Below are 24551 nucleotides of genomic sequence, written 5' to 3' on the forward strand. Positions count from 1 at the left end.
TTTTGCACACCTGATTTACCATCCCCCGGTCATCTGCCCACTTGCAGCCTGCAAGCGAACCGGAGAAAGCGCGCTACACAGCCCATTTTCTAGCATGGCGCCCCCCAGCAATTCAAATATATTTAACACTTGAAAAACATTTCAGCTCAAATTATGGTCTTCCTGTGCTTATTATTTTATACGGCAGCGGCGCAGGAAGGGTCGGCTCACTCCGGCAACCAGCTGCTCTGACCCACACTCGAGGCTTCTCATGTCAGGAACAACATCCCACTCCAGCTTGATCACATCCCGCGCCTATATAGATGGACAGTGGTGCGAGGCCGCCAGCGGCCGCACCTTCGAGGTCACCAACCCCGCCAGCGGTGCCGTCATTACCCAGGTGCCCGACATGGATGCCGAGGATACCCGCCGCGCCATCGCGGCCGCCCACGCGGCGCAACCCGCCTGGGCAGCGCTGACCGCCAAGGAGCGCAGCAACAAGCTCTACGCCTGGTTTGCCGCCATCACCGCCCACAGCGACGAGCTGGCCCGCATCATGACCTGCGAGCAGGGCAAGCCACTGGCGGAAGCAAAGGGCGAGGTGGCTTACGGCGCCAGCTTTATCCAGTGGTTCGCCGAGGAGGGCAAGCGCGCCTATGGCCGCACCATTCCGGGCTTTAGCGGCGATCGCCGGTTGGCCACCATCAAGCAGCCGGTCGGGGTGGTCGCAGCCATCACCCCGTGGAACTTCCCCATTGCCATGATCACCCGCAAGGCGGGCCCGGCGCTGGCCGCCGGTTGCACTATCGTCATCAAACCCGCCGCCGAGACCCCGCTCTGCGCGCTGGCACTGGCACTGCTTGCCGAGCAGGCGGGCATTCCCGCCGGTGTCATCAATATCGTCACCAGCCATCAGGCGAGCGCGGTGGGCAATGAGCTGTGCAGCAATCCGGTGGTGCGCAAGCTCTCCTTCACCGGCTCCACCCGTATCGGCAAGCTGCTGATGCGCCAGTGCGCCGACACCATGAAGAAGCTGTCGCTGGAGCTGGGTGGCAACGCCCCCTTTATCGTCTTTGACGACGCCGACCTCGATGCCGCGGTGGCCGGGGCGCTCGCCTCCAAATACCGCAACGCCGGGCAGACCTGCGTCTGCGCCAACCGGATTCTGGTGCAGGCCAGCGTCTATGACGCCTTCGCTGAGAAGCTGACTGCCGCCGTCAAGGCCTTCAAGGTGGGGGATGGCATGGCGGAAGGCACCCAGATCGGCCCGCTCATCAACCCCGCCGCCGCCAGCAAGGTGGCCGAGCTGGTGCAACAATCGGTCGCCGCCGGTGCCGAAGTGCTGCTGGGGGGCGAAGCTCACCCCGCCGGCCCCCTCTTCTACCAACCCACCATTTTGGGCAAGGTGGATAAAACCAACCCCATCCTGCAGGAGGAGATCTTCGGCCCGGTCGCCCCGCTGGTGCGCTTCGAGACGGAAGCTGAAGCCATCGCGCTGGCTAACGATACCCCTTATGGGCTCGCCGCCTACTTCTATGGCCGCGATATCGCCCGTGTCTGGCGCGTCGCCGAGCAGCTTGAATACGGCATGGTCGGCATCAACGAGGGGATCATCTCGACCGAGCTGGCCCCCTTTGGCGGGATCAAGGAGTCGGGGTTGGGCCGGGAAGGGGCCGCCGAGGGGCTGGAGGAGTATCTGGAGACCAAATACCTCTGCTTTGGCGCCATTCGCTAGGGCAGCAACAGAGAGACAAGGCGCCGCCGATCTGGCCCGATGGGCTGATCGGCGGTGATGGGCGCCAAAACGCCTGCCACATTTTCAGGGAATATCGGGGGCTGCGGCCCCTCAGGGAGGAAAGATGAGTCAGTCAGAATCAAACAAGGCGTGGCAAGCGCGCCGCGAAGCATCAGTGGTCAATGGCGTTGGCACCCTGCTGCCGGTCTTTATCGACCGAGCGCAAAATGCCGAGCTGTGGGATGTGGAGGGCAACCGCTACATCGACTTTGCCTCCGGCATCGCCGTGCTCAACACCGGTCACAACCACCCCAAAGTGGTGGCGGCGGTGCGCGAGCAGCTGGAAAAATTCAGCCACACCTGCTTTCAGGTCACCCCCTACCCAGGCTATATCGAGCTTGCCGAGAAGCTCAATGCCCTGGTGCCCGGCCCGACCCCGAAGCGCACCCTGTTTCTCTCCACCGGCGCCGAAGCGGTCGAGAACGCCATCAAGATTGCCCGCGCCCACACCGGTCGCAGCGGCACCATCGCCTTCAAGGGGGGCTTTCACGGCCGCACCATGATGGGCATGGCGCTCACCGGCAAGGTAGTGCCCTACAAGACCGGCTTTGGCCCCTTCCCGGGGGAGGTCTACCACATCCCCTTCCCCGCCGATTATCTTGGGGTGAGTGAAGAGGATGCCCTGCACGCCCTCGAGCTCTGCTTCAGCGCCGATATCGAGCCGAGCAGGGTTGCCGCCATCATCATCGAGCCGGTACAGGGAGAAGGGGGCTTCTATCCCGCCTCCCCGAGCTTTATGCAGAAGCTGCGCAGCATCTGCGACCAGCACGGCATTCTGCTCATCTGCGACGAGATCCAGAGCGGCTTCTGTCGCACCGGCAAGACCTTCGCCACCGAGTATGCCGGCATCGAGCCGGACATCATGACCCTGGCCAAGAGTCTGGCGGGTGGCTTCCCCCTCTCCGCCGTGGTGGGCAAGGCGGAGATCATGAACTCGGCCAAGCCGGGGGGCCTGGGTGGCACCTATGCCGGTTCCCCCATCGCCTGCGCCGCCGCGCTGGCGGTCTTGCAGGTGATCGACGAGGAAAAACTCAACCAGAAAGCGCTGGATCAGGGGGATCAGATCAAGGCGGGGCTGGAACGCATAGCCGAGCGTTTTGACTGCATAGGTCAAATTCGCGGCCCCGGTGCCATGGTGGCCATGGAGCTGGTGAAACGGCGTGATGCCAGTCAGCCTGATCCCGACCTTACCAAGCGACTGGTGGCCGAGGCGGGCAAACGGGGTCTGGTCCTGCTCTCATGCGGGGTGCGCGCAAATGTCATCCGTTTTCTCGCCCCCCTGACAGCCCCTGCGGCAGTGATTGACGAGGGGCTGCAACTCCTTGAAAAATCACTGGAGGCCGTGCTGGCCTGACCAGCAGGAAAGTGACCACTTACCTGTGCAAATAAATGCAATTTTGCCCCCTTTTTTTCTTGTCAAGGGGGCCCTGCAAATGCACAATGCGCCGCCACTGAAAGAACCGATGTAAAACAATGGCATCGGTTCTTTTTTAGACAGTGAACAAACCCATAAACGAGGCCGGATCACCCCCGGAAAAGATAGCGAGATTGGCAGCAGTCTCCCGACACCAAGTCTAGTGAGGAACAACATGGGGCATCTCAATGCTTTCCAACCGGCCATGGCCGGTGTGCGCCGCCCTGGCGCCCTTGATTCCCGGGCCTCTCTCCCGGTTTCGTTGATGGACCGTGCCACTCTGGCACTGCATGAGGAACATGCATAATGGCGGCCCAGCAGGTTGGTCTGAAAAAGACCCTCAAACTGTGGCAGGTCGTGGTTATGGGACTGGCGTACCTCACCCCCATGGCTGTGTTCGACACCTTCGGCATCGTTACCGAGATCACCGAAGGCCATGTGCCGACCGCCTACCTGTTTGCCCTCATCGGTATGCTGTTCACTGCCCTGAGCTACGGCCATCTGGTGCGCAAGTTCCCGTCAGCCGGCTCTGCCTATACCTATGCCCAAAAGGTGTTTCACCCCTATGTCGGCTTTATGGTGGGCTGGACCTCCCTGCTCGACTACATGTTCATGCCGATGATCAACATGCTGCTGGCCAAGATCTATCTGGAAGCCCTCTTCCCGAACGTGGAGCCCTGGACCTATATCTTCGGTCTGGCGGCGGTGATGACCGCCCTCAACCTGCGCGGCATCAAGCTGGTGGCCAACTTCAACAGCCTGATCGTGGTAATGCAGTTCAGCATCATCGCCATCTTCATCGGCCTGATCGCCTGGGGCGTTCACAACGGTGAAGGGCTGGGGACCGTGGCCAGCAGCCGTCCCTTCTTCTCCGAGCAGATCCAGGTATCGCCGCTGTTGATGGGGGCCTCCATCCTCTGTCTGTCGTTCCTCGGTTTTGACGCCATCAGTACCCTGTCGGAAGAGACCCCGGACGCGGATCGGGTAATCCCCCGCGCCATCGTGCTGACGGCGCTGATCGGCGGTGTGCTGTTCGTCACTACCTCCTACTTCCTGCAGCTCTACTTCCCGGACATCTCCCGCTTCCAGCATCCGGATGCGGTATTGCCGGAGATCGCCCTCTATGTCGGCGGCAAGCTGTTCCAGGCGTGGTGTTGGTCTGCACTACGGTGGCGGTGCTGGCCTCGGGACTCGCCTCCCACGCCGGTGTATCGCGCCTGCTCTACGTGATGGGTCGTGATCGCGCTCTGCCCGCCCGCTTCTTCGGCTACATCCATCCGAAGTGGCAAACCCCGGCGTTCAACGTGCTGCTGGTCGGCCTGCTGGCCCTCTCTGCGGTGTCGCTGGATCTGGAGATGGCGCTGGCGCTGATCAACTTTGGCGCCCTGGTGGCCTTCACCTTCGTCAATCTGGCGGTGATTGCCCACTTCTATGTGAAGCTGGGCCGCAACAAGAGTCTCAAGGATCACCTGATGTATCTGCTGCTGCCGCTCTGTGGCGCCGCCTGCATCGGGGTGCTGTGGCTCAACCTCGAGCCCTCTTCCTTCGAGCTGGGGCTGATCTGGGCGGCGCTAGGGGCCATCTACCTGTTCCTGCGCCTCACCGTGTTCCGCATCCCGCTGCATACTGCCGACAAGGTGGAGATCGCCCAGTAACCGCTGGCGCCCCTCCCCCCGATAGAGAACAAGGAGCCCGCGGGCTCCTTGTTGTTTTTGCGATGCTCTGGTTGCCAGCTGCACGGGTTGCCAGAAATGCGGTTTCTGCAGGAAGTGTGACTGATTTCAAATAACTACCCAGCCGGGCTGCTCGCCGGGCCATGGCTCAAGCCGCGTTGCCTTCTATCCTCAGTCATTAATGTGAATGGATATGCAACCTCTCTTTTTCCACTTCACCCCCTCCCATCCCCCGCCAGCCGATAAGCTCGCTGGACTCGAGCCCGGGGGAACGCCGGCAAATATGATCAGGATCAATGTTGAGGCGCTATGCACCCTGCAGCCCCGATTTGCCGATTTTTCATACGCCACGACAGGGTTCTCTCCCCCCCCGAAAAAGGGGGAGCGGCTCGGGGACGGCTGCAGGGGGCGAGTGACCACTTACCTGCCCCGTGCGTATGCAAAAAAATGCGTTAATCCGCCCTTTTTTGCTTGTCAAGGGGGCTGACCGAATGCACAATACGCCGCCAATAAAGGACCGATGTTCACTGCGACATCGGTTTTTGTATTTTTGAAGTGCAGTACAAACCCACCACAAGAGGCCGGAACGTTTCCGGAAGTGATATTCGAGATTGCCAAACAATCTCCCGACGTTGAGAGGATAACAATGGGGCGTTTTAATGCTTTCCTGCCGGTACAGCCCGGTATGCGCCTCCCCGGCGCCCTTGATGTACAGGCTTGCGAATCCATCGTATCCCTGCGCTCGTTGCAAGCACGTGCTGCGGCACTGATTGAGGAGAAAGCGTAATGGCATCGCAAAACGCCAAGCTGCTCAAGACCCTTACCCTGACACAAGTGATTGTGATGGGTCTGGCCTATCTGACCCCCATGGCTGTCTTCGACACCTTCGCCATCGTCGGTGACATCACCGATGGCCGGGTCGCCACCGCCTATCTGCTGGCTCTGGGTGGCATCCTGCTCACCGCTTTCAGCTACGGACATCTGGTACGCAAGTTCCCCTCTGCGGGCTCTGCCTATACCTATGCCCAGAAGGTGTTCAACCCCTACGTCGGTTTCATGGTCGGCTGGTCATCCCTGCTCGACTACATGTTCATGCCGATGATCAACATTCTGCTGGCCAAGATCTACCTGACCGCCATGTTCCCGGGCGTCGAGCCCTGGGTGTTCATCTTCGGTCTGGTGACCGTGATGACCTTCCTCAACCTGCGCGGCATCAATCTGGTGGCGAACTTCAATGGCCTCATCGTGGTGATCCAGCTGGCCATCATCACCCTCTTTATCGGCCTGATGGCGTGGGGCATCTACCACGGCGAAGGGGCTGGCACCCTGATGAGCAGCCGTCCGTTCCACTTCGAGTCAGCACAGCTGGTACCGCTCTTTACCGGTGCGACCATCCTCTGCTTCTCGTTCCTGGGCTTTGACGGTCTGAGTTCCCTCTCCGAAGAGACTCCGAATGCCGGCAAGGTGATCCCCAAGGCGATCGTGCTGACTGCCCTTATCGGCGGCATCATCTTCGTGGTGGTCTCTTACTGCCTGCAGCTCTACTTCCCGAGCCTCGCCCGCTTCCAGCATCCGGATGCGGTACTGCCGGAGATCGCCCTCTACGTTGGCGGCACCTTCTTCCAGTCCGTGGTGCTGGTCTGCACCACGGTGGCGGTACTGGCCTCCGGCATGGCGGCTCACGCCGGTGTGTCGCGCATCCTCTACGTGATGGGGCGTGACCGCATGATCCCGGAGCGGGTGTTTGGCTACATCCACCCGAAATACCGCACTCCGGCCATCAACGTGCTGATGGTGGGCGGTCTGGCCCTCTCCGCCGTGTCGTTTGATCTGGATACCGCGCTGGCGCTGGTCAACTTCGGCGCACTGGTGGCGTTCAGCTTCGTCAACCTGTCGGTGATCGGTCAGTTCTGGGTGCGCGAGAAGCGCAACAAGACCCTCAAGGATCACGTCATCTACCTGTTAATGCCGTTGCTCGGCGCCGCCACCATCGGTGCTCTGTGGATCAACCTGGAGCAGAGCTCGCTGGAGCTGGGCCTGATCTGGGCTGGCCTCGGCGCAACCTATCTGTTCCTGCGTCTGGCGGTGTTCCGCATCCCGTTCCGTCAATACGAGGAAGCAGCTGACGCCTGATCCTTTGCGGATAACGGATAGACAGAAGGGGAGCCATGGCTCCCCTTCTTGCTATTTGACGGGCTGAATATGGGGTTCGACTATTGCCACTCTCCCGCACTTGCTTGGTCGGCAAGAAACAGACAGGGTGGATGGCGCCACCAGCCATATTTCTCGCCATCCCCATCATCTATTGACGAGCAAACCACCAAAGCAAGTCATAAAACCATCATAAAAGTGTCACCTTGTCATATTTCTGTCATTAACCATTGATTAAATGCGCGGGTCATCAACAACCCAAGACGGAACGACCGTCTCAAGAGGCTTTATGCAACACCATCACTCCTTGTCACAGCCGCCCGCGACCCGCGCCCTGTTCAACTGGATGAGTGTCATCGTACTGGTCTACCTGATCCTGGTTGCCGTGGGCGCCATCTCCCACGGCTTCAAAGATTTCTCCGGCGGCGCCGAGGGCGCAGCCCAGATCTTCGCCTTTGCCAACAACCCCTTTGTCGCCCTGCTGCTGGGTATTCTCGCTACCGCGCTGGTGCAATCCTCCAGCACCGTCACCTCGGTGATCGTCGGTCTGGTGGCTGGCGGCCTGCCCATCAGCATGGCTATCCCCATGGTCATGGGTGCCAACCTCGGCACCACCATCACCAACACCATCGTCTCCATGGGCCATGTGCGGGATCGCGCCGAGTTCCGCCGCGCCTTCGCAGCCGCCACCGTGCACGACTTCTTCAACCTGCTGGCGGTGTTCATCTTCCTGCCGCTGGAGCTGATGTTCGGCCTGCTGCAACACAGCGCCGAGTGGCTGGCCAACCTGCTGGTAGGCTCCGCCAACATGTCGATGAAGGGCATGGATTTCATGAAGCCGCTGACCGCACCGGCCCAGCAGCTGATTGACAGCGCTGTTGCCTTCCTGCCGGGCAAGGGTGCCGCCATCGCGACCATCGTCATCGGTATCCTGCTGATCCTCGCCTGCGTCACTTATCTGGGCAAAGTGCTGCAACAGGTACTGGTTGGCCGTGCCAAAGAGGTGCTGCACAAGGCGCTGGGCCGTGGCCCGCTGACCGGCATCACCTCCGGTGCGCTGGTGACCATTATGGTGCAATCCTCCTCCACCACCACCAGCCTGATGATCCCGCTGGCCGGCGGCGGCGTGTTCAGCACCCGTCAGCTCTACCCCTTCACCCTGGGGGCCAATATCGGTACCACCATCACCGCCCTGCTGGCTGCCACCGCCATCAGCGGAGCCGGTGCCCAGCTGGCCCTGACCATCGCGCTGGTCCACGTGCTGTTCAACCTCTTTGCCGTAGTCATCATCTATGGCATCCCCTTCCTGCGCGACCTGCCGGTGCGCGCCGCCGAGGGGCTGGCCCGGGTAGGCAGCGAGAACAAGCTGCTGGCTCTGGGTTATGTGACGGGTCTCTTCTTCGCCCTGCCCGCCCTGATGATGGTGGCCGCCAAGTAAGCGCCGCCGCCATGACAAGGGGCGAGTCACCGACTCGCCCCTTTTTGCGTCTGCGTCTCCGAGCTTTGCCTGCCCGCTCACATCCTCCCGCCCTGTGGCTCGCCATCAGGAGCGGTGCGCGATAAGATGGCGCCCTCATTGCACTTTTTACATTTCATGGAACAGGAAAAACCGATGAAATTCATACTGATCGCGCTGCTCATCGCCGGTGTGGCCTACTACTTCTACTCCAGCAGTAACAACAAGAAGCTGGCGGCTGACAACGTGCGGATTGGCGCCGAGTTCCTCGCCAGCAACAAGGAGAAGCCGCTGGTGACCACCACCGCCTCCGGCCTGCAGTACGAAGTGCTGACCCCGGGCACCGGCACCGTTCACCCCACCGCCACCAGCAAGGTGAAGGTGCACTACGAGGGCAAGCTGCTGGACGGCACCGTCTTTGACAGCTCGGTCGCCCGTGGCGAGCCCATCGAGTTTGGCCTCAATCAGGTGATCGCTGGCTGGACCGAAGGGGTGCAGCTGATGGTGGAAGGTGAGAAGACCCGTTTCTACATCCCTGCCAACCTCGCCTACGGCGACCGTGCCGCTGGCAAAATCCCGCCGGGATCAGTCCTGATCTTCGACGTGGAGCTGCTGGGCATCCAGTAAGCGCACCATCAGCAACAAGGCCAGCATTATGCTGGCCTTGTTGCTATGGGAGCGTCACTCCCCCTTGGCGATCCCTTCCCGGCGCGGATCCGCAGCGCCAAACCAGCCGCCAGTGTTGCGCTCAACCCCCTGCAGGCCGGAGGTCTGCTCGTTCAATACCACCTCGTGTCCCCTCGCCTTCAGCCCCTCGACCACCGACAGGGGGGTGCGTCCCGCTTCCAGCTCGGTGGGGCCGTTGCGGCTGCCAAAGTTGGGCAGGTTGATGGCCTGTTGCAGGTTCAGGCCCCAATCCTGAGTGCCGAGCAGGGTCTTGCCCACGTAGTTGATGATGGCGGAGCCCCCCGGCGAGCCCAGCGTCATGGTCAGCTCGCCACTTGGCTTGTCAAACACCAGCAGGGGTGACATGGAGGAGCGGGGCCGCTTGCCCGGCTCCACCCGGTTTGCCACTGGCAGACCGGCGGCATCCACTGAAGTGAAGGAGAAATCGGTGAGTTGGTTGTTGAGCAGGTAGCCGTTGACCATCTGACGCGATCCGAAACCATCCTCGATGGAGCTGGTCATGGAGATGGCCATCCCCGCCTTGTCGACGATCGAGATATGGCTGGTAGAGGGGAGTTCCGGAGTCACATCCTTGCCCCGCGCCAGCGCCAGTGGCGGCGTGCCGGGCTTGGCAATCCCCATGGAGTGCTGACCAACAAGCTTGCCCCGCTCGGCCAGATAGCCCTTGTCCAGCAGCCCCTTCACTGGCACGCTGACAAAATCGCTGTCGGCGACGTACTGGTTGCGATCGGCGAAGGCGAGACGCGCCGCTTCGCTGTAGAGGTGGATAGCCTCGCTGGAGGCTGCCAGTCCCCCCTCCTTCGTGGTGATCGGCTTGAGGGCCGCCATATCGCGGCTCTCCAGCATGCCGAAGATCTGGCCGAGCGCCAGGGTTCCGGACGAGGGAGTGGGAAAGCCGCAGATCTTGCTCTGGCGATAGTCAAAGCAGAGGCCATTCCGCACTTTGGCCTGATAGCTGGCCAGATCGGTGGCCGCCAGTACTCCGGGATTGGTGGGATGCTGGCGTACCTTGGCCACCATAGCATCCGCCAGCGGCCCCTGATAGAAAGCATCCGCCCCCTCTGTGGCCAGAGTGCGCAGCACCTTGGCCAGCGCCGGGTTGGTCAGCCGGGTGCCTGCCATTTTGGGGCTGCCATCCGCCTGATAGAAGTAGGCTCGCGCCTGCGGATCCCGTGCCAGATAGGGATCCTTGGCCAGCAATGTGGCCAGCCGTGGACTTATCACAAATCCTTGTTCTGCCAGCGTGATGGCGGGCTCGAACAGCGCAGCCCAGGGTAGCTTGCCATAACGTTGATGGGCCAGTGCCAGAGCGCGCAGGGTGCCGGGAACGCCGACCGAGCGGCCCCCGACCACACCGTCATAAAACGCCAGCGGCTTGCCATCTTGCATAAACAGCTGGTCGGTGGCGGCAGCCGGCGCCGTCTCGCGGCCATCCACCGCACTCACCTTGCGGCCATCCCACACCAGCAGCAGCGTCCCGCCACCGATCCCGGAGGATTGCGGCTCCACCAGCGTCAATACCAGCTGCACCGCAATGGCGGCATCGACGGCACTGCCACCGGCCTTGATGATTTGGTAGCCCGCATCCACCGCCAGCGGGTTGGCGGCCGCCACCATGAAGTCATGGCCCTGCCAGCCCTGCTTGTCGGTCCAGCCACTGGCCGCCTCCGGCGCAATCAGGGTCTGGGCTGGCGGGGTGTAGTGAAAGCCGTTGTCACTGGCACAACCGGCCAGCAGGGCAAGGGCGACAGCCAGCCCCAGAGGTTTGCGCAACATGACACTCTCCTTGTCTGTTTTATGACCATAAAGAAGGACTATGTCACGATTGGCGCTGATAGCTCAAGTTATTGAACAAGATCAATATCTTACTCATCTATCAATAATGGCTATCCGTAACAGACATAAAAAAACCGCCCGAAGGCGGCTTTTACGATGGGATGGCAGAGGCCAAACAGGTGCATGTCCGGTTAGATGGACTGCTCTTCGCCACCCAGGGCGGCAAACAGCGCCGGGATAAACTGGGACAGCTCGGCGGTGACCAGCGCGAAGTCGGCATCCAGACGGGCGGCCGGATCTTCGCTGGTGACGTCGTCGTTCTGCTCGCGCAGCTCTTCGCTGAATTTCAGACGCTTGATGGAGAGATCATCCCCCAGCACGAAGCTGACTGTCTCGCCCCAGTTGAGGGCCAGCTTGGTCACCAGCTTGTCGTTGGCCAGGTGGTTCTTGATTTCATCCGTCATCAGATCCTGCTGCTTGCAGCGGATGATGCCGCCGTGCTCCATGGCACTGCGCAGCTCAGCTTCATCTTCCAGAGTGAAGGAGGCAGGCAGATTGCCCTCGTTCAACCACTCGGTCATGGTGATCTCGGGCGGGTTCTTGAGAGCCACCGGCACCACCGGCAGGGAGCCGATGGATTTGCGCAGCAGCGCCAGCAGATCGTCCGCCTTCTTGGCAGAACCTGCGTCCACCACCATCAAATTGTCGGCCGGATTGATCCAGGCGAAGGTCTGGCTGGTACGACTGAAGGCACGGGGCAGCAGGGTGTGGAGGATCTCCTCTTTCAAGGCCTCCTTCTCTTTCTTCTTGAGGGCGCGTCCCTGTTCGAACTCGATCGCCTCTACCTTCTCGGCCAGCATCTCCTTGACCACGGTACCGGGCAGCATCTTCTCCTCTTTGCGGGCGCAGATGAGGATGTGGCCGGAGGCAGAGTGGGTCAGGGTTGAGCCGAATTTGCCAAGGGGCTTGACCCACCCGAAACGGGAGATGTCCTGACTGCCGCAAGGGGTGAAGGCACAGGCTTCCAGCTGGGTTTCCAGCTGATCCACGGTCAGGTCAAAGGGGCGGGTAAAGCGATAAATCTGCAGGTTTTTAAACCACATGGCGTCCTCGGTCTCTAGATTGTCCGGCGGGCATTGTACTAGAGAGGCGCTTTGTGATCAGCCAATCATTCTCGCTAAATAAAGGGCGATCGACCTCACAGGGTCTCATTTATGTCACCTGTTTGTTCATCAAGTTCTCCTAGACTGCGAAAGTAAATTGTTAATAAGGATGAAGGTATGTTGCGGCCCAGTCGCCCGGAAGACATGGAAGAGATCGTCGAAATCTGGTTGCTGGCCTCCCTGCAGGCCCACGATTTCGTCGATGCCTCCTGCTGGTGGCAGGCCCAGGAGGATCTGCGTACCCGCTATCTCGATCGCGCCGCCATCTGGGTGTTCGAGGAGCGCGGCGATCTGCTCGGTTTCATGGCACTGGTGGACAACTATCTCGCCGCCCTGTTCGTACGCCCCGACCGTCAGGGCCGCGGCGTCGGCCACGCCCTGCTGCAGGAGGCCAAGCGTCAGGGGGCGTCGCTCCACGCCCGGGTCTTTGTCGAGAATGATCAGGCGGTGCGTTTCTATCGCCGACACGGCTTCGTCATCGAGGCCGAGGAGTCCGATCCCCTTACCGGCCACCCCCAATACCGGATGTGCTGCGAACCTGCCTGAATCGATGCCAGCCCCCTGTTTTACTTGAAAAAAGCACGGGGCATCCTCATCTTGTCACCATCGGGTGCCACAGGCACCGTCCCTGCAACCGGGCTGCTTTCCAATGAAAATCCTCCATACCGCCGACTGGCACCTTGGCCACCAACTTCATGGTCATGACCGCCGTTTTGAACACGATGCCTTTCTCGACTGGCTGAGCGACACCCTCAAGGCGCGCGAGATTGACGCTCTGCTGGTAGCGGGTGATCTGTTTGATACCGCCAATCCCCCCGCCAGCGCCTGGCAACAACTCTACCGTTTTCTGGCGCGGCTGCGCGCCGAGATGCCCCACCTCAACATGGTGCTGATCGGCGGCAACCACGACTCCCCCTCCAAGCTCGATGCCCCCCACGAGCTGCTGCGCGCCTTTGATCTGCATCTGGTGGGCAGCATCAGCCGCGACAGTGAGGGCAAGCTCGAGACCGACCGTCTGCTGGTACCGCTGCAAGACCGGGAGGGCAAGATCGCCGCCTGGTGCGCCGCAGTGCCGTTCCTGCGCAGCAGCGATCTGCGGGTAGAGTCGTTGGAAGAAGGACAAGACAGGCTGATCGAAGGGGTTCGACAGGTCTACGCCGAGGTGCTGGCCGAAGGGCGCGCTCGCTGCGGGGAGGCGCTGCCGCTCATCGCCATGGGCCACGCCTATCTGGCGGCGGGCCAGCTCTCGGAGCTGTCGGAGCGGCGGGTACTTGGCGGCAACCAGCATGCCCTGCCCGCCGAACTCTTTGCCGGTGCAGACTACACGGCGCTCGGCCACCTCCATCTGGCCCAGAGCCCGGCCGAGGGGGTGCACTACAGCGGTTCGCCACTACCGCTCTCGCTTGCCGAAGCCAACTACAACCATCAGGTGCTGGAAGTGACCTTTGCAGAAGGCAAACTGACCGGATTGGAGCGGATCCCGGTGCCCCGCGCGGTGGAGATGATCCGCCTGCCCCAGAGCACCCTCGACGACGCGCTGAACGCCATCGCATTGCTCGACCTGCCTGCTTGTCCACAAGAGGCACAACCCTTCCTCGAAGTGCGGCTGCTGCTGCCCAAGCCCGAGGCGCGCATCCGCGAGCGGATTCTCGCCGCCATCGCAGACAAACCGGTGCGTCTGGCCCGCATCAGCACCCAATATCAAGGCTCCGGTGAAGGGCTGGCCGATGGCCGCGAGCGGCGCAGGCTCGATGAACTCTCCCCCACCGAGGTGTTTCGCCTCTGCTATCAGCGCCAGTTCGAGGGGGAACCCGAGGCTGGGCTGGTTGCCTCGTTTGAAGAGATCCTGGAGCAGGTGAAGGAGTCAAACCAATGAAAATCTTGTCTCTGTCAGGTGAGAATCTGGCCAGTCTGACTGGCCCCTTCACCATCGACTTTACCAGGGGGGCGCTCGGCGCTGCGGGTCTGTTTGCCATCACCGGCAACACTGGCGCGGGCAAGAGCACATTGCTCGACGCCATTTGTCTGGCCCTCTACGACAGGATGCCGCGTCTGATGGGAATGCGTCAGAATGTCGAAAAAATTGGTCGTGCCGATGAAGACGAAAAAGAAAAATTAACAGCGAATGACGTTAAAAATATCCTCAGCCGCGGCCACGCCAGCGGCTTTGCCGAGGTGCAGTTTCGTGGCTGCGATGGCCGCATCTGGCTGGCCCGCTGGGCGGTGCGCCGGGCGCGAAACCGCTCGGAGGGGCGTTTTCAGGCGCAAGAGCGCACCCTGACCGATGTGGAGTCCGGGCAAGTTTTCTCCGGCAGCAAGCGGGAGCTGCAAGATCGCATCGACGAGTTGGTGGGTCTCTCCTGGGAGCAGTTCCGCCGCGCGGTGATCCTGCCGCAGGGGGAATTTGCCGCCTTCCTCAAATCGGATGCCAACGAGCGCTCCGCCCTGCTCGAACGGATGACCGGTACCGAACTCTACTCTGCCATCTCCATCCAGACCTATGAACGGGCGCGGGAAGAGCAGCAGAAGCTGGCCACTATCGCCCAGCGCCTCGGCGACGTGGCGCTGATGGATGAAGCGACCCGCGAACAGTGGGTAAGCCAGCAGGTGAGCCTCTCCACCACCCTCAAGCACGAGCAGCAACAGCAGCTGCTGATGCAGGACTTGCGCGACCTCAACAGCCGCATTGCCGCCCAGCTGCAGGGCTGCGCCGAGGGACAGGCGGCGCTCGATGCCGCCCTGCAGGCCCACGGCGCCGCGGCCCCCGAGCGCGAGGAGTTTGCCCGTGCCGAACAGGCCCAAGTAGCCCGCGCCGATCACGACGAGCTGGCCCGCCTCACTCTGGAAGTGCAGCAGCAGGAGAAGGTGATCGCAGAGCTTGGGCCGGAGCTTGCCAAACTCGAGGAGCAGACCCAACAGAGCGCGCTGACCGAGCAGCAGCTGCTGGCGGAGAAGATCGCCGCCGAGCGGGAATGGGGCGCCCTGCAACCCGAACTCAAGCGGGCACAAGAGCTCGATACCCGCATCCGGGAGAAAGTGCAGCAGTTGCAGAAGATCCAGCAGGAGGGGGCGCAGGAGCGAGAAGTGCAACTCACGCTGGAGCAGGGCTGGCGCGAGCAGAGCCGACAGGTAGAACTGCTCAAGCAGCAGCATCAGCAGTGGGGACTCTGGCTCGAAGAGCACAAGGAGCTGGCACCGGTTGCTCGCCAGTGGCAGCCCCTGCTCACCGCCATGCAGGATTGGGCCGAGGATGCCGACAAGCTGCAGCAACTGCTCACCCTGCGGGATCACAAGCTGCGCGCCCTGCAACAGTTGCAGCGCCAGCTGGAGCAAGGCCAGCAAGAGCGCGACTACTGGCAACATGAACAAGCTCGGCTGCAACAGCAACAGAACGAGCTGCAGGAGCAGCAGTGGGAGAGCCGCCTCGCCAAGGCGCAGGAGCAGTGGCAGCAGCAAACCGAACAGCTGGGCCAGCTGCGCCAGCTGCTGGAGCTGGCCGATTATGGCCGCAACCACGGCGAACAACATGGCCGCTTGCAGCAGGAGATTGCCCAGCTGGAGCAAGCGCTGGGCAAGCTCGCCACCCTTGGCGAAGAGCTGGCCCCCGCCCGCGAGCGGCTCGCCCTGCAGCGGGATGAGGCGCGCCACGCGTTGGAGCAGTCCCGCGCCATCGCCAGCTTCGAGCAGTATCGCCATATCCTGAGCGATGGCGAACCTTGCCCGCTGTGCGGTTCAGGGGAGCACCCCTACAGCCAGAGCCAGCCCCAGGTGGCGGGGATCCTGGGTCAGCTGGCGGAGCGGGTCAGAAGCCTCGAACTCGAATGGGATCGGCTCAATCATCAATACATCCAGTGCGAGAGCGAGCGTCAGGAGCTGGCCCGCCAGCTGGCGGTGCGTCAGCAACATCTGCCGGAGCTGGAAGCCCGCGCCGAGCAGCTGACCCAGCGCTGGCAACAGCTGGGGGGCGATACCCTGCTGGGTCATCCGCTGCCGCTGCGCCAGAGCCCCATTGAGTGGAACGAGCTGATGAGCACATTGCTTGGCCGTGGCCAGGCGCTGGAGCAGGGGCTGGCCCAGAGCCAGCAGCAGCTGCGTCAGGCCCAGCTTGGTCAACAACAGCTGCAAGGGGTGCGTCAGCAACTGAGCCAACTGGCTGCCCAGCACCAGCAGTTTGACCAGCAGTGGCAAGAGGCCGATCGCCAGCGCATCGCGCTGGAAGGGGAAGTGAAGGGGATGGGCGAGCAGGAAGCGACCCTGCGCCAGCGCCTCGAACAGGGCGCCCACCGCCTCGACGAACAGATGGGCGGCCAACCGTGGCGCCAATGGCTCGGCAGCCAGCAGTGGCACGAGTGGCAGCGAGCCTGCGAAGCCTGGCTGCACGGCCAGAGCGAGTGGGAGCGGCTGGCCAGCGAGATCGCCAGCCTCACCCCCGCCCTGAGTGCGCAGGAGGCGCGCCTGCAGACCCAGCGCGAGCTGCTGCACAAACTCGAGCGGGACTACAAGGAGCACGAGCAGCAGCGGCAGGGGCTGCTCACCAGCCGCGCCGCCTGTCTGAATGGCGAGGAGATCCCGCTGGTCGAGAGCCGCTGGCAACAGCGGCTGCAACAGCTCGCCAGCGAACTGGAGCTGATGCAAAGCAGCGCCCGCGTTCTGCGGGAGCGGCAGACCGAACTCAAGACCCGTCTCACCCATGTGGAGCAGGAAAAGCAGACCAGCAGCCGCCGCAAGCGGGAGGTGCTGGGGCGCTGGGCTGCCCACGCCAGTACCCTCGGCATCGCCGAATACGACCTGCGCCGTCTGCTCGCCATCAGCCCCGATGAACTCAAGGCTCGCCGCACTGCCCTGCAAGGGCTGGAGGATGCGGTTGGCGAGGCGCGCACCCGCCTTGCCGAGCGGCAACGGGCACTGGCACTGGAGGAGAGCAAGCGGGATCGCTATCGCGAGCATCACCCCGAGCTGGCTGCCCTGCCGGATGCAAAGCTGAGCGATCAACTGGCGGCACTCGATGCCCGTTGTCGCGCCCTTGAAGAGCAGCTGTTCGAGTGCAAGAGCAAGCTGGCACAGGCCGAAGCCGCCGCTCTCAAGGCCGGTAGCCTGCAACAGGAGCTGGCCGCCCAGCAGGCAGTGGCCGACCACTGGCAGCAGCTGTGCGATCTGATCGGGCAAGCCAACGGCGCCAAGTTCCGCACCTTCGCCCAGAGCCTTACCCTCGAACGTCTGCTGCTGGAGGCCAACGCCCAGCTCGCCGAACTATCACCGCGCTACCGGCTGGAGCGAGTACCCGGCACCGATCTGGCACTGCAGGTGGTGGATCTCGACATGGGGGATGAGGTGCGCTCGGTGGACTCTCTCTCCGGCGGCGAGAGTTTTCTGGTGTCGCTGGCGCTGGCGCTGGCCCTCTCCAGCCTCTCGTCACGGCAGACCCTGGTCGAGTCGCTCTTTATCGACGAAGGGTTTGGCACCCTGGATCCGGACAGTCTGGATCTGGCGCTCGCCAGCCTAGACTCCCTGCAGGCCGCCGGTCGCCAGATCGGGGTCATCTCCCACGTCCAGACGCTGGTGGAGCGGATCGGCGTGCAGATCAGGGTCGAAGCCCTCGGCGGCGGCGAGAGCCGGGTGGTGGTCCCCTGAGTAGCATCAGTTCCATCACCAATACCATCGGCTCCCCCCCACGCCGTAAACAACAAGACCCCGCCAATTGGCGGGGTCTTGTTGAGAGGTTATCAGCCGAAGCGGTAGGCGCCCATATAGAGGCTGCCGCCATCCCAGCTCTCGTGCAGCCGGGTGGGCGCCACACCATCGGCCGCCCCCAGCGCCACAAAGAGCGGGCGCAGGTGGTCATCGTGGGGATGAGACTCCACCGCTCCGGGGGCCTGCTGGCGATAGTCGAGCAGCGCCAGACGATCCTCGTCGGCCATCTTCTGCTCCAGCCAACCGACAAACTGGCTAGCCCACTCCGGTACTGGCGAGCCTTCCTGTGCCAGCGCCCGCAGGTTGTGGGTGATGGCGCCGGAGGCGAGGATGCCAATCCCCTGACTGCGCAGCGCCCCCAGCACCTCCCCCAGTTGCCACAATTGGGCCGGGGTGAAGCTTGCGGGGATGGAGATCTGCACCAGCGGGATCTCGCTCTCAGGGTCTATCAGGGAGAGGGGCGACCAGACCCCGTGATCCAGCTCGCGCCGCACCGGGGTGGCGGTCAGTCCGGCCAGCGCCAGCTGGTCGCTCACCCCTTGTTGCAGCCACTCGGGGCTGCTGGCAGGCCAGCGCATCCGGTAGAGTGGCTCGGGGAAGCCGTAAAAGTCGTACATCAAGGCCGGTTTGGGCTCGACGTTGATCTGCAACTCGCGGCTGAACCAGTGGGCGGAGATGACCACCAGCCCCTTGAGCTCACCCAGACGCAGGGTTCGCAGAAAGCGGGTGGCGGATTGCTCACGCAGCACCAGATCCGGTGCGCCGTGAGAGATAAACCAGACGGGGGCGAGGGACATAAAGCAGACTCCAACAAAGTATCAGGGGGCGATACCGGAGGGGATATCGCTGTTGGAATCGATTATCCCCCTGCCATTAAAGGTGAACAATCCAGCAAGATAGATAAGAACTATCAACCAACGGCTGATAATTTCACGCTTTCACGACCGGTAAGCAGCAATAGATATCAAGGCTGCGGTGCATCCGGCAGCGATCGGGCTGCACGAAGCGCCATCCGGGTCGCTGCACTGTGATCCTGCCACTCTCGCCACGCCAATCCCTCGGCGGCCGCCTCCCCTTTCACCGGATGGGAGAAGATCGCCAGCAGACCGGCATTATCGGGCCAGTAGCGGGCTGGCAGTGTCTGAACCAGCAGCAGGGCGGCGCCCAGCAAGAGCAGAGCCCATCCGGTTTCATGGCTGTTTTTCATCCCGACCTCCTTCACCCGTGCGCCAATGGACTAACATTTTTGCGCAAGCCGGTGACAAGACGGTGACAGCGGATGGGTGGTCATTTTACAACATCTGAACCTCAACCCGGCCAAACAACCACAGATGGCAACATTTGTATCCCTTCAGCCCGAACCTGTGGCCGTATGCTCTAAAATGTGACTCACAGGAAAACGTTATCCCTGAAAAGAAAACGTTATCTGGTCAAAACGTTGTTTCTGGATCATAAAAAGATTCCAAAAACTGGTGTATATTGCTCGGCGGAAATTCCTTAACCATGAAGATTGACATGAAAAAGACCAAAATTGTCTGCACCATCGGTCCGAAGACCGAATCCAAAGAAATGCTGGCCAAAATGCTGGACGCCGGCATGAACGTCATGCGCCTGAACTTCTCCCACGGTGACTACGCCGAGCACGGCAGCCGCATCAGCAACCTGCGCGCTGTGATGGCCGAGACCGGCAAGCACGCAGCTATCCTGCTGGACACCAAGGGTCCGGAAATCCGTACCATGAAGCTGGAAGGCGGCAACGACGTCGCGCTGGTCGCTGGCCAGACTTTCACCTTCACCACCGACCAGACCGTGGTTGGCAACAAAGACAAAGTGGCCGTGACCTATGCAGGTTTCGCCAACGATCTGCGCGTCGGCAACCGTATCCTGGTTGATGACGGCCTGATCGGTCTGGACGTTATCGAAATCACCGAGCGCGAAGTTATCTGTAAAGTGCTGAACAACGGTGACCTGGGCGAGAACAAGGGCGTTAACCTGCCGGGCGTCTCCATCAAGCTGCCGGCCCTGGCCGAGAAAGACAAGCGCGACCTGATCTTCGGTTGCGAGCAAGGCGTTGATTTCGTTGCTGCTTCTTTCATCCGCAAGAAAGAAGACGTTCTGGAAATCCGTGAGCACCTGAAAGCCCACGGTGGCGAGAACATTCAGATCATCTCCAAGATCGAAAACCAGGAAGGTCTGGACAACTTCGACGAGATCCTGGCTGTTTCCGACGGCATCATGGTTGCTCGTGGCGACATGGGTGTAGAGATCCCGGTTGAAGAAGTTATCTTCGCCCAGAAGATGATCATCGCCAAGTGCAACAAAGCCCGCAAAGTGGTTATCACTGCCACCCAGATGCTGGACTCCATGATCAAGAACCCGCGTCCGACCCGCGCCGAAGCTGGTGACGTGGCCAACGCCATCCTGGACGGTACCGACGCAGTCATGCTGTCCGGTGAATCCGCCAAGGGTAAGTACCCGCTGGAAGCCGTGACCATCATGGCCACCATCTGCGAGCGTACCGATGCCGTGATGCCGTCCAACCTGTCTGCTGCCAACGACAGCAACAAGCTGCGCATCACCGAAGCCGTATGTAAAGGCGCCGTAGAGACCTCCGAGAAGCTGGACGCCCCGCTGATCGTGGTCGCTACCGAAGGCGGCAAGTCTGCCAAGGCCATTCGCAAGTACTTCCCGAAAGCCTGGATCCTGGCTATCACCACCAACAAGAAAACTGCTGCCCAGCTGGTTCTGACCAAGGGTGTGGTTGCCCACGTGGTTGACAGCATCGCTTCTACCGACGATTTCTATCGCATCGGTAAAGAAGCCGCGCTGGAAATCGGCATGGGTCTGAAAGGTGACGTGGTTGTGATGGTCTCCGGTGCTCTGGTACCGAGCGGCACCACCAACACCGCTTCTGTTCACGTTCTTTAATCAGAGCTGAACGAGTTGAAAACGGCGCATGCGGGCGCCGTTTTTTTTGTCCCTCCCCCCTGCTTACCTGACAAGCCCGGTGTTAGAATCCACGCGAATTTAATCTATGCGGGAAATCTCCCGAATATCGCGTAATAACCCGGAAGTTATATGCCCTCAATACGTTTTAAAAGAGTCTCGGCCACCCTGTTGCCGCTGCTCTGTCTCCTCGCCAGCCTCTGCGTGCCGCAAGCCATGGCGCAAGATGTCCCCTCTCGCAACGCAGTTCAGCGAGCGCTTGATGGTCTGGGTAAATCAGAGACCCTGACCGTCAGTCAGCAAGCGGATCAGAAGTTGCTGACCGAAACCCTCGGCCTGCTCGACAGCATCGACAAGGAAGAGGCAAAGGCCAAGACTCAGGCCCAGCGGATCCGCAACCTGCCCACCGAACTCAGAGAGATCAGTGCCAAGCTCGATGCCCTGACCAAGGGCAAGAGTGCCGAGCAGATCAAGAGCGAATACGCCAGCATGAGTCTGGCAGAGCTCGACAGCCGTCAGCCGGAAGTGCTGGCCAACATGCAGGCGGCACAGGAGGCCCTCGGCGCCATCGGCAGCCAGCTCACCAGCTTGCAGACCCTGCCGGAGCGGGCACAGGCCAGCATGAGCCGTGCCTACCAGCGCAGTCAGGAGATCCGTACCCGCCTCAACGCCGGTGAAAGCGTCTCCAGCGCCGAGAAGATGAAGCTCGGTGCCGAACTGGCCCTGCTCGACCTGCAACTGGCCCACCTGCAAAAGGAGCTGGATAACCGTACCAGCATGCAGGATCTGGCGATCAAGCAGCGCGACTACCAGAGTGCCCGTCTCGCCAGCGAAGAGCAGAAACTGCAGCTGTTGCAGGATCAGAGCAGCGCCAAGCGCCTCGGCGATACCGAAAAAACCGCCGAGCAGACCGGTGAACTGGTGGCGACCGAAGACAGCCCGCTGGTGCAAAAAGAGCAGGAGCTCAACCACCAGCTCAGCCAGCAGCTGATCGGTGCCACCACCAGCCTCAACTCGCTGGTCCAGAAAAACCTGCAAGCCAAGAGCTGGCTGGAGCGCGGCATCCAGACCGAGCGCAACCTCAATGAACAGGTGCAGATGCTCAAGGGCAATCTGCTGCTGTCGCGCATCCTCTATCAGCTCTACCAGCAGCTGGAAGCGGCACCCACCATCGCCGTCAAAAACCTGGAAGAGCAGATCGCCGATCTCCATCTGGCCCAGTTTGAACTGAGCCAGCAGCGTGACCAGCTGTTCCAGAAGAACCTCTATCTGGACAATCTGATCGCCGGCAGCAAGGATCCGGTCAGCGAAGAGGACAAGGAGAACCTTGCCAAGCTGCTCGATACCCGCATCAATCTGCTCGATCAGCTCAACCGCCAACTCGACAGCCAGCTCACCAACGCCATCAGCCTGCAGCTGACCCAGCAGCAGCTGGCGCGGGTCTATGCCTCTATCGAATTTACCCTGCAGCAACACATCTTCTGGGTAAGCAGCAACAAGCCCATCGACAGCAAGTGGTTTATCAGCTGGCCCGCCCAGGCCTACAAACAGGCCTCCGACTGGGTATTGAAACCGGACTGGAAACGCTGGCGCGAAGAGCTCTTGGGGATCTCCCTGCTTGCCTTCCCGCTGCTGCTGATCGGCGGCCTGCTGGTCTGGAAACGTCCGGCGCTGGTTGAGCGCGAGAAGAAGATCACCAAGGACCTTGGCCGTTTCCGTCAGGACAGCCAGTGGCACACCCCGCGCGCCCTGCTCTATACCGTGCTGCAACGCCTGCCGGGCAGCATGTTCATTCTGGCTGGCGGTCTGCTGCTCACCTACTGCGGTCTGCTCAGTCCCAAGCTGATGTTCCAGATCACCCTGAACCTCGCCCTCGGTTATCTGGTGTTCAGCGTCTATCTGGCGGTGATGCGCCCGGGCGGCATCGCCGAAACCCACTTCCGGATCCCGAAAGCGGAGCTGCAGGCCAAGCGCAACAGCATGCGCTACATCTGGTTGCCACTGCTGCCGCTCATCATGCTCGCAACCAAGGCGGTGGTTGAACCCTCCACCCTGGGCAACGACGTGATCGGCCAGGCCATGACCCTGACCCTGCTGGGGCTGGCCGCCTATCTGGTGTTCCCCATCTCCCGCGCCCGCATCAAGGGCGAGGCGAGCATGCAGAAGTCGCTGATCGCCATCGCTCTGGCGCTGGCGCCGGTGGCGCTGATCGTGCTGGCCGTGCTCGGTTACTACTACACCGCGCTGAAGCTGACCGGTCGCCTGATCGAATCCTTCTACCTCATCATAATCTGGAGCCTGGTCTACCGCACCGCCCTGCGTGGTCTGGAGCTGGCAGCCCGTCGTCTGGCCTACCGCCGTGCGGTGGCCAAGCGTGAGCACAAATCTTCGGAAGATGCGGAAGGTGGCGAGTCCATCGAAGAGCAGCCCATGGATCTGGAGGATGTCAGCCAGCAGTCCCTGCGTCTGACCCGTACCGTGCTGATGCTGATCTTCGGCGTCGCCTTCTACTGGCTCTGGTCCGATCTGGTCGCGGTCTTCTCCTACCTCGACAGCATGGTGCTGTGGCACCGCAGCGAAGGCACCGGCGCCAACGCCGTGCTCTTCCCCATCAGCCTGAGTGACGTGCTGATTGGCTTCCTGCTGCTCGGCGGTGCCTGGTCACTGGCGCGCAACCTGCCGGGCTTGCTGGAGGTGCTGGTGCTCTCCAAGCTCAATCTGGCTCAGGGGACCGCCTACGCCATCACCACCATGCTCAACTACGTGCTGATCGGCTTTGGCTCCCTGACCGCTCTCTCCATGATGGGCGTGCAGTGGGACAAGCTGCAGTGGGTAGCGGGTGGTCTGTCAGTCGGTATCGGTTTCGGCATGAAGGAGATCCTCTCCAACTTCGTCTCCGGCATCATCATCCTGTTCGAGCGTCCGGTGCGGATCGGTGACACCGTCACCATCGGCTCCTTCTCCGGTACCGTCTCGCGGATCCGCATTCGCGCCACCACCCTGACCGACTTCGACCGCAAAGAGGTGATCATCCCCAACCAGCAGTTGATGACAGAACGGCTCATCAACTGGTCGCTGAGTGACACCGTCACCCGGGTGATCGTGCGGGTGGGCGTGGCGTACGGCTCGGATCTGGAGCTGACCCGCACCCTGCTGAAACAGGCGGCCGACGAAAACAGCCGGGTGCTGAAAGACCCGGCCCCCATCGTCTACTTCCTCACCTTTGGCGCCAGCACGCTGGATCACGAGCTGCGCTTCTTCGTGAGCGAACTGGGTGATCGCAACCCGGCGGTAGACGAGTTGAACCGCAAGATCGACCAGCTGTTCCGCGAGAACGGCATCGAGATCGCCTTCAACCAGATGGATGTCTACATCAAGAACATGCAAGGCGAAGAGCAGAAGGTGGAGTCCAACTCCGCCGCCCTGCCGCCGCCCGCGGAAGATGGCAAGCAGCCAGCCTGATAGCGAACTGCATTAATCTGATAGCAACAGCCGCTCACCCAGGTGAGCGGCTTTTTTATGCCAGTCTATGGCGATAGAGACAGTTATCCATTGCCAGCATGGCTGGCCGCCGCACAACAGGCAGCCATCACCTTTGATAAAATATAAAGAGAAATAAAAGTCTAAAAACAAACACTTGCCCTACACCACTACTTACCGCATGGATGAAACCTGCGCCCTTCTCCCCTCACTGCTTACCCCATACTGTGCTCGCTCCGGCTCTCGGACTTTTATAACTTTTTTTAATTTTATTTGAGTGTCCTCTTCATCCTGACCATTGCAAAGTGGCGCCATTCCAGCGCCGGGCCCTGTGACCACC

General features: G+C 61.4%; 15 protein-coding genes and 1 pseudogene. 12 read left to right on the forward strand and 4 right to left on the reverse strand.

Going from position 1 to position 24551, the window contains the following annotated elements; all coding sequences use genetic code 11:
- The first annotated feature begins 250 nt into the window (after nt 1–250).
- The 7 genes and pseudogenes from ACB042_RS06885 to ACB042_RS06915 all read left to right on the forward strand — a co-directional run bounded on the left by ACB042_RS06885 (nt 251) and on the right by ACB042_RS06915 (nt 9095).
- On the forward strand, nt 251–1714 hold the full coding sequence (locus ACB042_RS06885; protein WP_371178115.1) for an NAD-dependent succinate-semialdehyde dehydrogenase: 1464 nt from the start codon (nt 251–253) through the stop codon (nt 1712–1714).
- Between the two features lie 124 nt (nt 1715–1838).
- A complete protein-coding gene (gabT, locus tag ACB042_RS06890; protein ID WP_371178116.1) occupies nt 1839–3128 on the forward strand; it encodes a 4-aminobutyrate--2-oxoglutarate transaminase in 1290 nt (429 codons plus the stop codon).
- Nucleotides 3129–3494: 366 nt separating this feature from the next.
- Nucleotides 3495–4843 (forward strand): annotated as a pseudogene (locus ACB042_RS06895) (APC family permease).
- 538 nt (nt 4844–5381) lie between these two features.
- Nucleotides 5382–5648, forward strand: coding sequence for a hypothetical protein (locus ACB042_RS06900; RefSeq protein ID WP_021230505.1), 267 nt, complete (start codon nt 5382–5384; stop codon nt 5646–5648).
- Nucleotides 5648–6994, forward strand: a complete 1347-nt coding sequence (locus ACB042_RS06905) for an APC family permease (protein WP_021230506.1) — start codon at nt 5648–5650, stop codon at nt 6992–6994. The genes ACB042_RS06900 and ACB042_RS06905 overlap by 1 nt, the downstream gene beginning before the upstream one ends.
- A 307-nt stretch (nt 6995–7301) precedes the next feature.
- Nucleotides 7302–8450 (forward strand): sodium:phosphate symporter, encoded by a 1149-nt coding sequence (locus tag ACB042_RS06910; protein ID WP_005359054.1) that lies wholly within the window; start codon nt 7302–7304, stop codon nt 8448–8450.
- 174 nt (nt 8451–8624) lie between these two features.
- Nucleotides 8625–9095: an FKBP-type peptidyl-prolyl cis-trans isomerase gene (locus ACB042_RS06915; protein WP_005347462.1), complete on the forward strand. Its 471-nt coding sequence runs from the start codon at nt 8625–8627 to the stop codon at nt 9093–9095.
- A 54-nt stretch (nt 9096–9149) separates the two neighbouring features.
- On the opposite strand, the gene ggt is transcribed toward ACB042_RS06915, so the two are convergent.
- Both ggt and rdgC read right to left on the reverse strand, forming a co-directional pair.
- On the reverse strand, nt 9150–10931 hold the full coding sequence (gene ggt, locus ACB042_RS06920) for a gamma-glutamyltransferase (protein WP_371178117.1): 1782 nt from the start codon (nt 10929–10931) through the stop codon (nt 9150–9152).
- Between the two features lie 191 nt (nt 10932–11122).
- A complete protein-coding gene (rdgC, locus tag ACB042_RS06925; RefSeq protein ID WP_005347467.1) occupies nt 11123–12034 on the reverse strand; it encodes a recombination-associated protein RdgC in 912 nt (303 codons plus the stop codon).
- Between the two features lie 177 nt (nt 12035–12211).
- On the opposite strand from rdgC, the gene ACB042_RS06930 reads away from it, so the two are divergent.
- From ACB042_RS06930 to ACB042_RS06940, 3 genes are all read left to right on the forward strand, one after another.
- Nucleotides 12212–12640 carry a GNAT family N-acetyltransferase gene (locus ACB042_RS06930; RefSeq protein WP_005338252.1) on the forward strand — a complete coding sequence of 143 codons (429 nt, stop codon included), beginning with the start codon at nt 12212–12214 and terminating at the stop codon, nt 12638–12640.
- Nucleotides 12641–12743: 103 nt separating this feature from the next.
- Nucleotides 12744–13970: an exonuclease SbcCD subunit D C-terminal domain-containing protein gene (locus ACB042_RS06935; RefSeq protein WP_371178118.1), complete on the forward strand. Its 1227-nt coding sequence runs from the start codon at nt 12744–12746 to the stop codon at nt 13968–13970.
- Nucleotides 13967–17725 (forward strand): AAA family ATPase, encoded by a 3759-nt coding sequence (locus ACB042_RS06940; protein WP_216958680.1) that lies wholly within the window; start codon nt 13967–13969, stop codon nt 17723–17725. The genes ACB042_RS06935 and ACB042_RS06940 overlap by 4 nt, the downstream gene beginning before the upstream one ends.
- Nucleotides 17726–17817: 92 nt before the next feature.
- Here ACB042_RS06940 and ACB042_RS06945 read toward each other — a convergent pair whose 3' ends face one another.
- The gene (locus ACB042_RS06945; RefSeq protein WP_216958682.1) at nt 17818–18582 is read right to left on the reverse strand and encodes a class III extradiol ring-cleavage dioxygenase; all 765 of its coding nucleotides are present in this window, start codon (nt 18580–18582) and stop codon (nt 17818–17820) included.
- Between the two features lie 167 nt (nt 18583–18749).
- Nucleotides 18750–18992: a hypothetical protein gene (locus tag ACB042_RS06950; RefSeq protein ID WP_371178119.1), complete on the reverse strand. Its 243-nt coding sequence runs from the start codon at nt 18990–18992 to the stop codon at nt 18750–18752.
- A gap of 308 nt (nt 18993–19300) precedes the next feature.
- Between ACB042_RS06950 and pykF the strand changes: the two genes are divergently transcribed.
- Nucleotides 19301–20713, forward strand: a complete 1413-nt coding sequence (pykF, locus tag ACB042_RS06955; RefSeq protein ID WP_031227651.1) for a pyruvate kinase PykF — start codon at nt 19301–19303, stop codon at nt 20711–20713.
- Between the two features lie 150 nt (nt 20714–20863).
- A complete protein-coding gene (mscK, locus tag ACB042_RS06960; protein ID WP_128836218.1) occupies nt 20864–24193 on the forward strand; it encodes a mechanosensitive channel MscK in 3330 nt (1109 codons plus the stop codon).
- The last annotated feature ends 358 nt before the right edge of the window (nt 24194–24551 follow it).

Origin of the sequence: Aeromonas sp. S13(2024) (genome assembly GCF_041402405.1) — a bacterium.
GTDB lineage: Bacteria > Pseudomonadota > Gammaproteobacteria > Enterobacterales > Aeromonadaceae > Aeromonas > Aeromonas veronii.

Coding starts and splice junctions, on each gene's coding strand:
- ACB042_RS06885 (WP_371178115.1), top strand. CDS start 251: ATGTCAGGAACAACATCCCACTCCAGCTTGATCACATCCCGCGCCTAT.
- gabT (WP_371178116.1), top strand. CDS start 1,839: ATGAGTCAGTCAGAATCAAACAAGGCGTGGCAAGCGCGCCGCGAAGCA.
- ACB042_RS06900 (WP_021230505.1), top strand. CDS start 5,382: ATGTTCACTGCGACATCGGTTTTTGTATTTTTGAAGTGCAGTACAAAC.
- ACB042_RS06905 (WP_021230506.1), top strand. CDS start 5,648: ATGGCATCGCAAAACGCCAAGCTGCTCAAGACCCTTACCCTGACACAA.
- ACB042_RS06910 (WP_005359054.1), top strand. CDS start 7,302: ATGCAACACCATCACTCCTTGTCACAGCCGCCCGCGACCCGCGCCCTG.
- ACB042_RS06915 (WP_005347462.1), top strand. CDS start 8,625: ATGAAATTCATACTGATCGCGCTGCTCATCGCCGGTGTGGCCTACTAC.
- ggt (WP_371178117.1), bottom strand. CDS start 10,931: ATGTTGCGCAAACCTCTGGGGCTGGCTGTCGCCCTTGCCCTGCTGGCC.
- rdgC (WP_005347467.1), bottom strand. CDS start 12,034: ATGTGGTTTAAAAACCTGCAGATTTATCGCTTTACCCGCCCCTTTGAC.
- ACB042_RS06930 (WP_005338252.1), top strand. CDS start 12,212: ATGTTGCGGCCCAGTCGCCCGGAAGACATGGAAGAGATCGTCGAAATC.
- ACB042_RS06935 (WP_371178118.1), top strand. CDS start 12,744: ATGAAAATCCTCCATACCGCCGACTGGCACCTTGGCCACCAACTTCAT.
- ACB042_RS06940 (WP_216958680.1), top strand. CDS start 13,967: ATGAAAATCTTGTCTCTGTCAGGTGAGAATCTGGCCAGTCTGACTGGC.
- ACB042_RS06945 (WP_216958682.1), bottom strand. CDS start 18,582: ATGTCCCTCGCCCCCGTCTGGTTTATCTCTCACGGCGCACCGGATCTG.
- ACB042_RS06950 (WP_371178119.1), bottom strand. CDS start 18,992: ATGAAAAACAGCCATGAAACCGGATGGGCTCTGCTCTTGCTGGGCGCC.
- pykF (WP_031227651.1), top strand. CDS start 19,301: ATGAAAAAGACCAAAATTGTCTGCACCATCGGTCCGAAGACCGAATCC.
- mscK (WP_128836218.1), top strand. CDS start 20,864: ATGCCCTCAATACGTTTTAAAAGAGTCTCGGCCACCCTGTTGCCGCTG.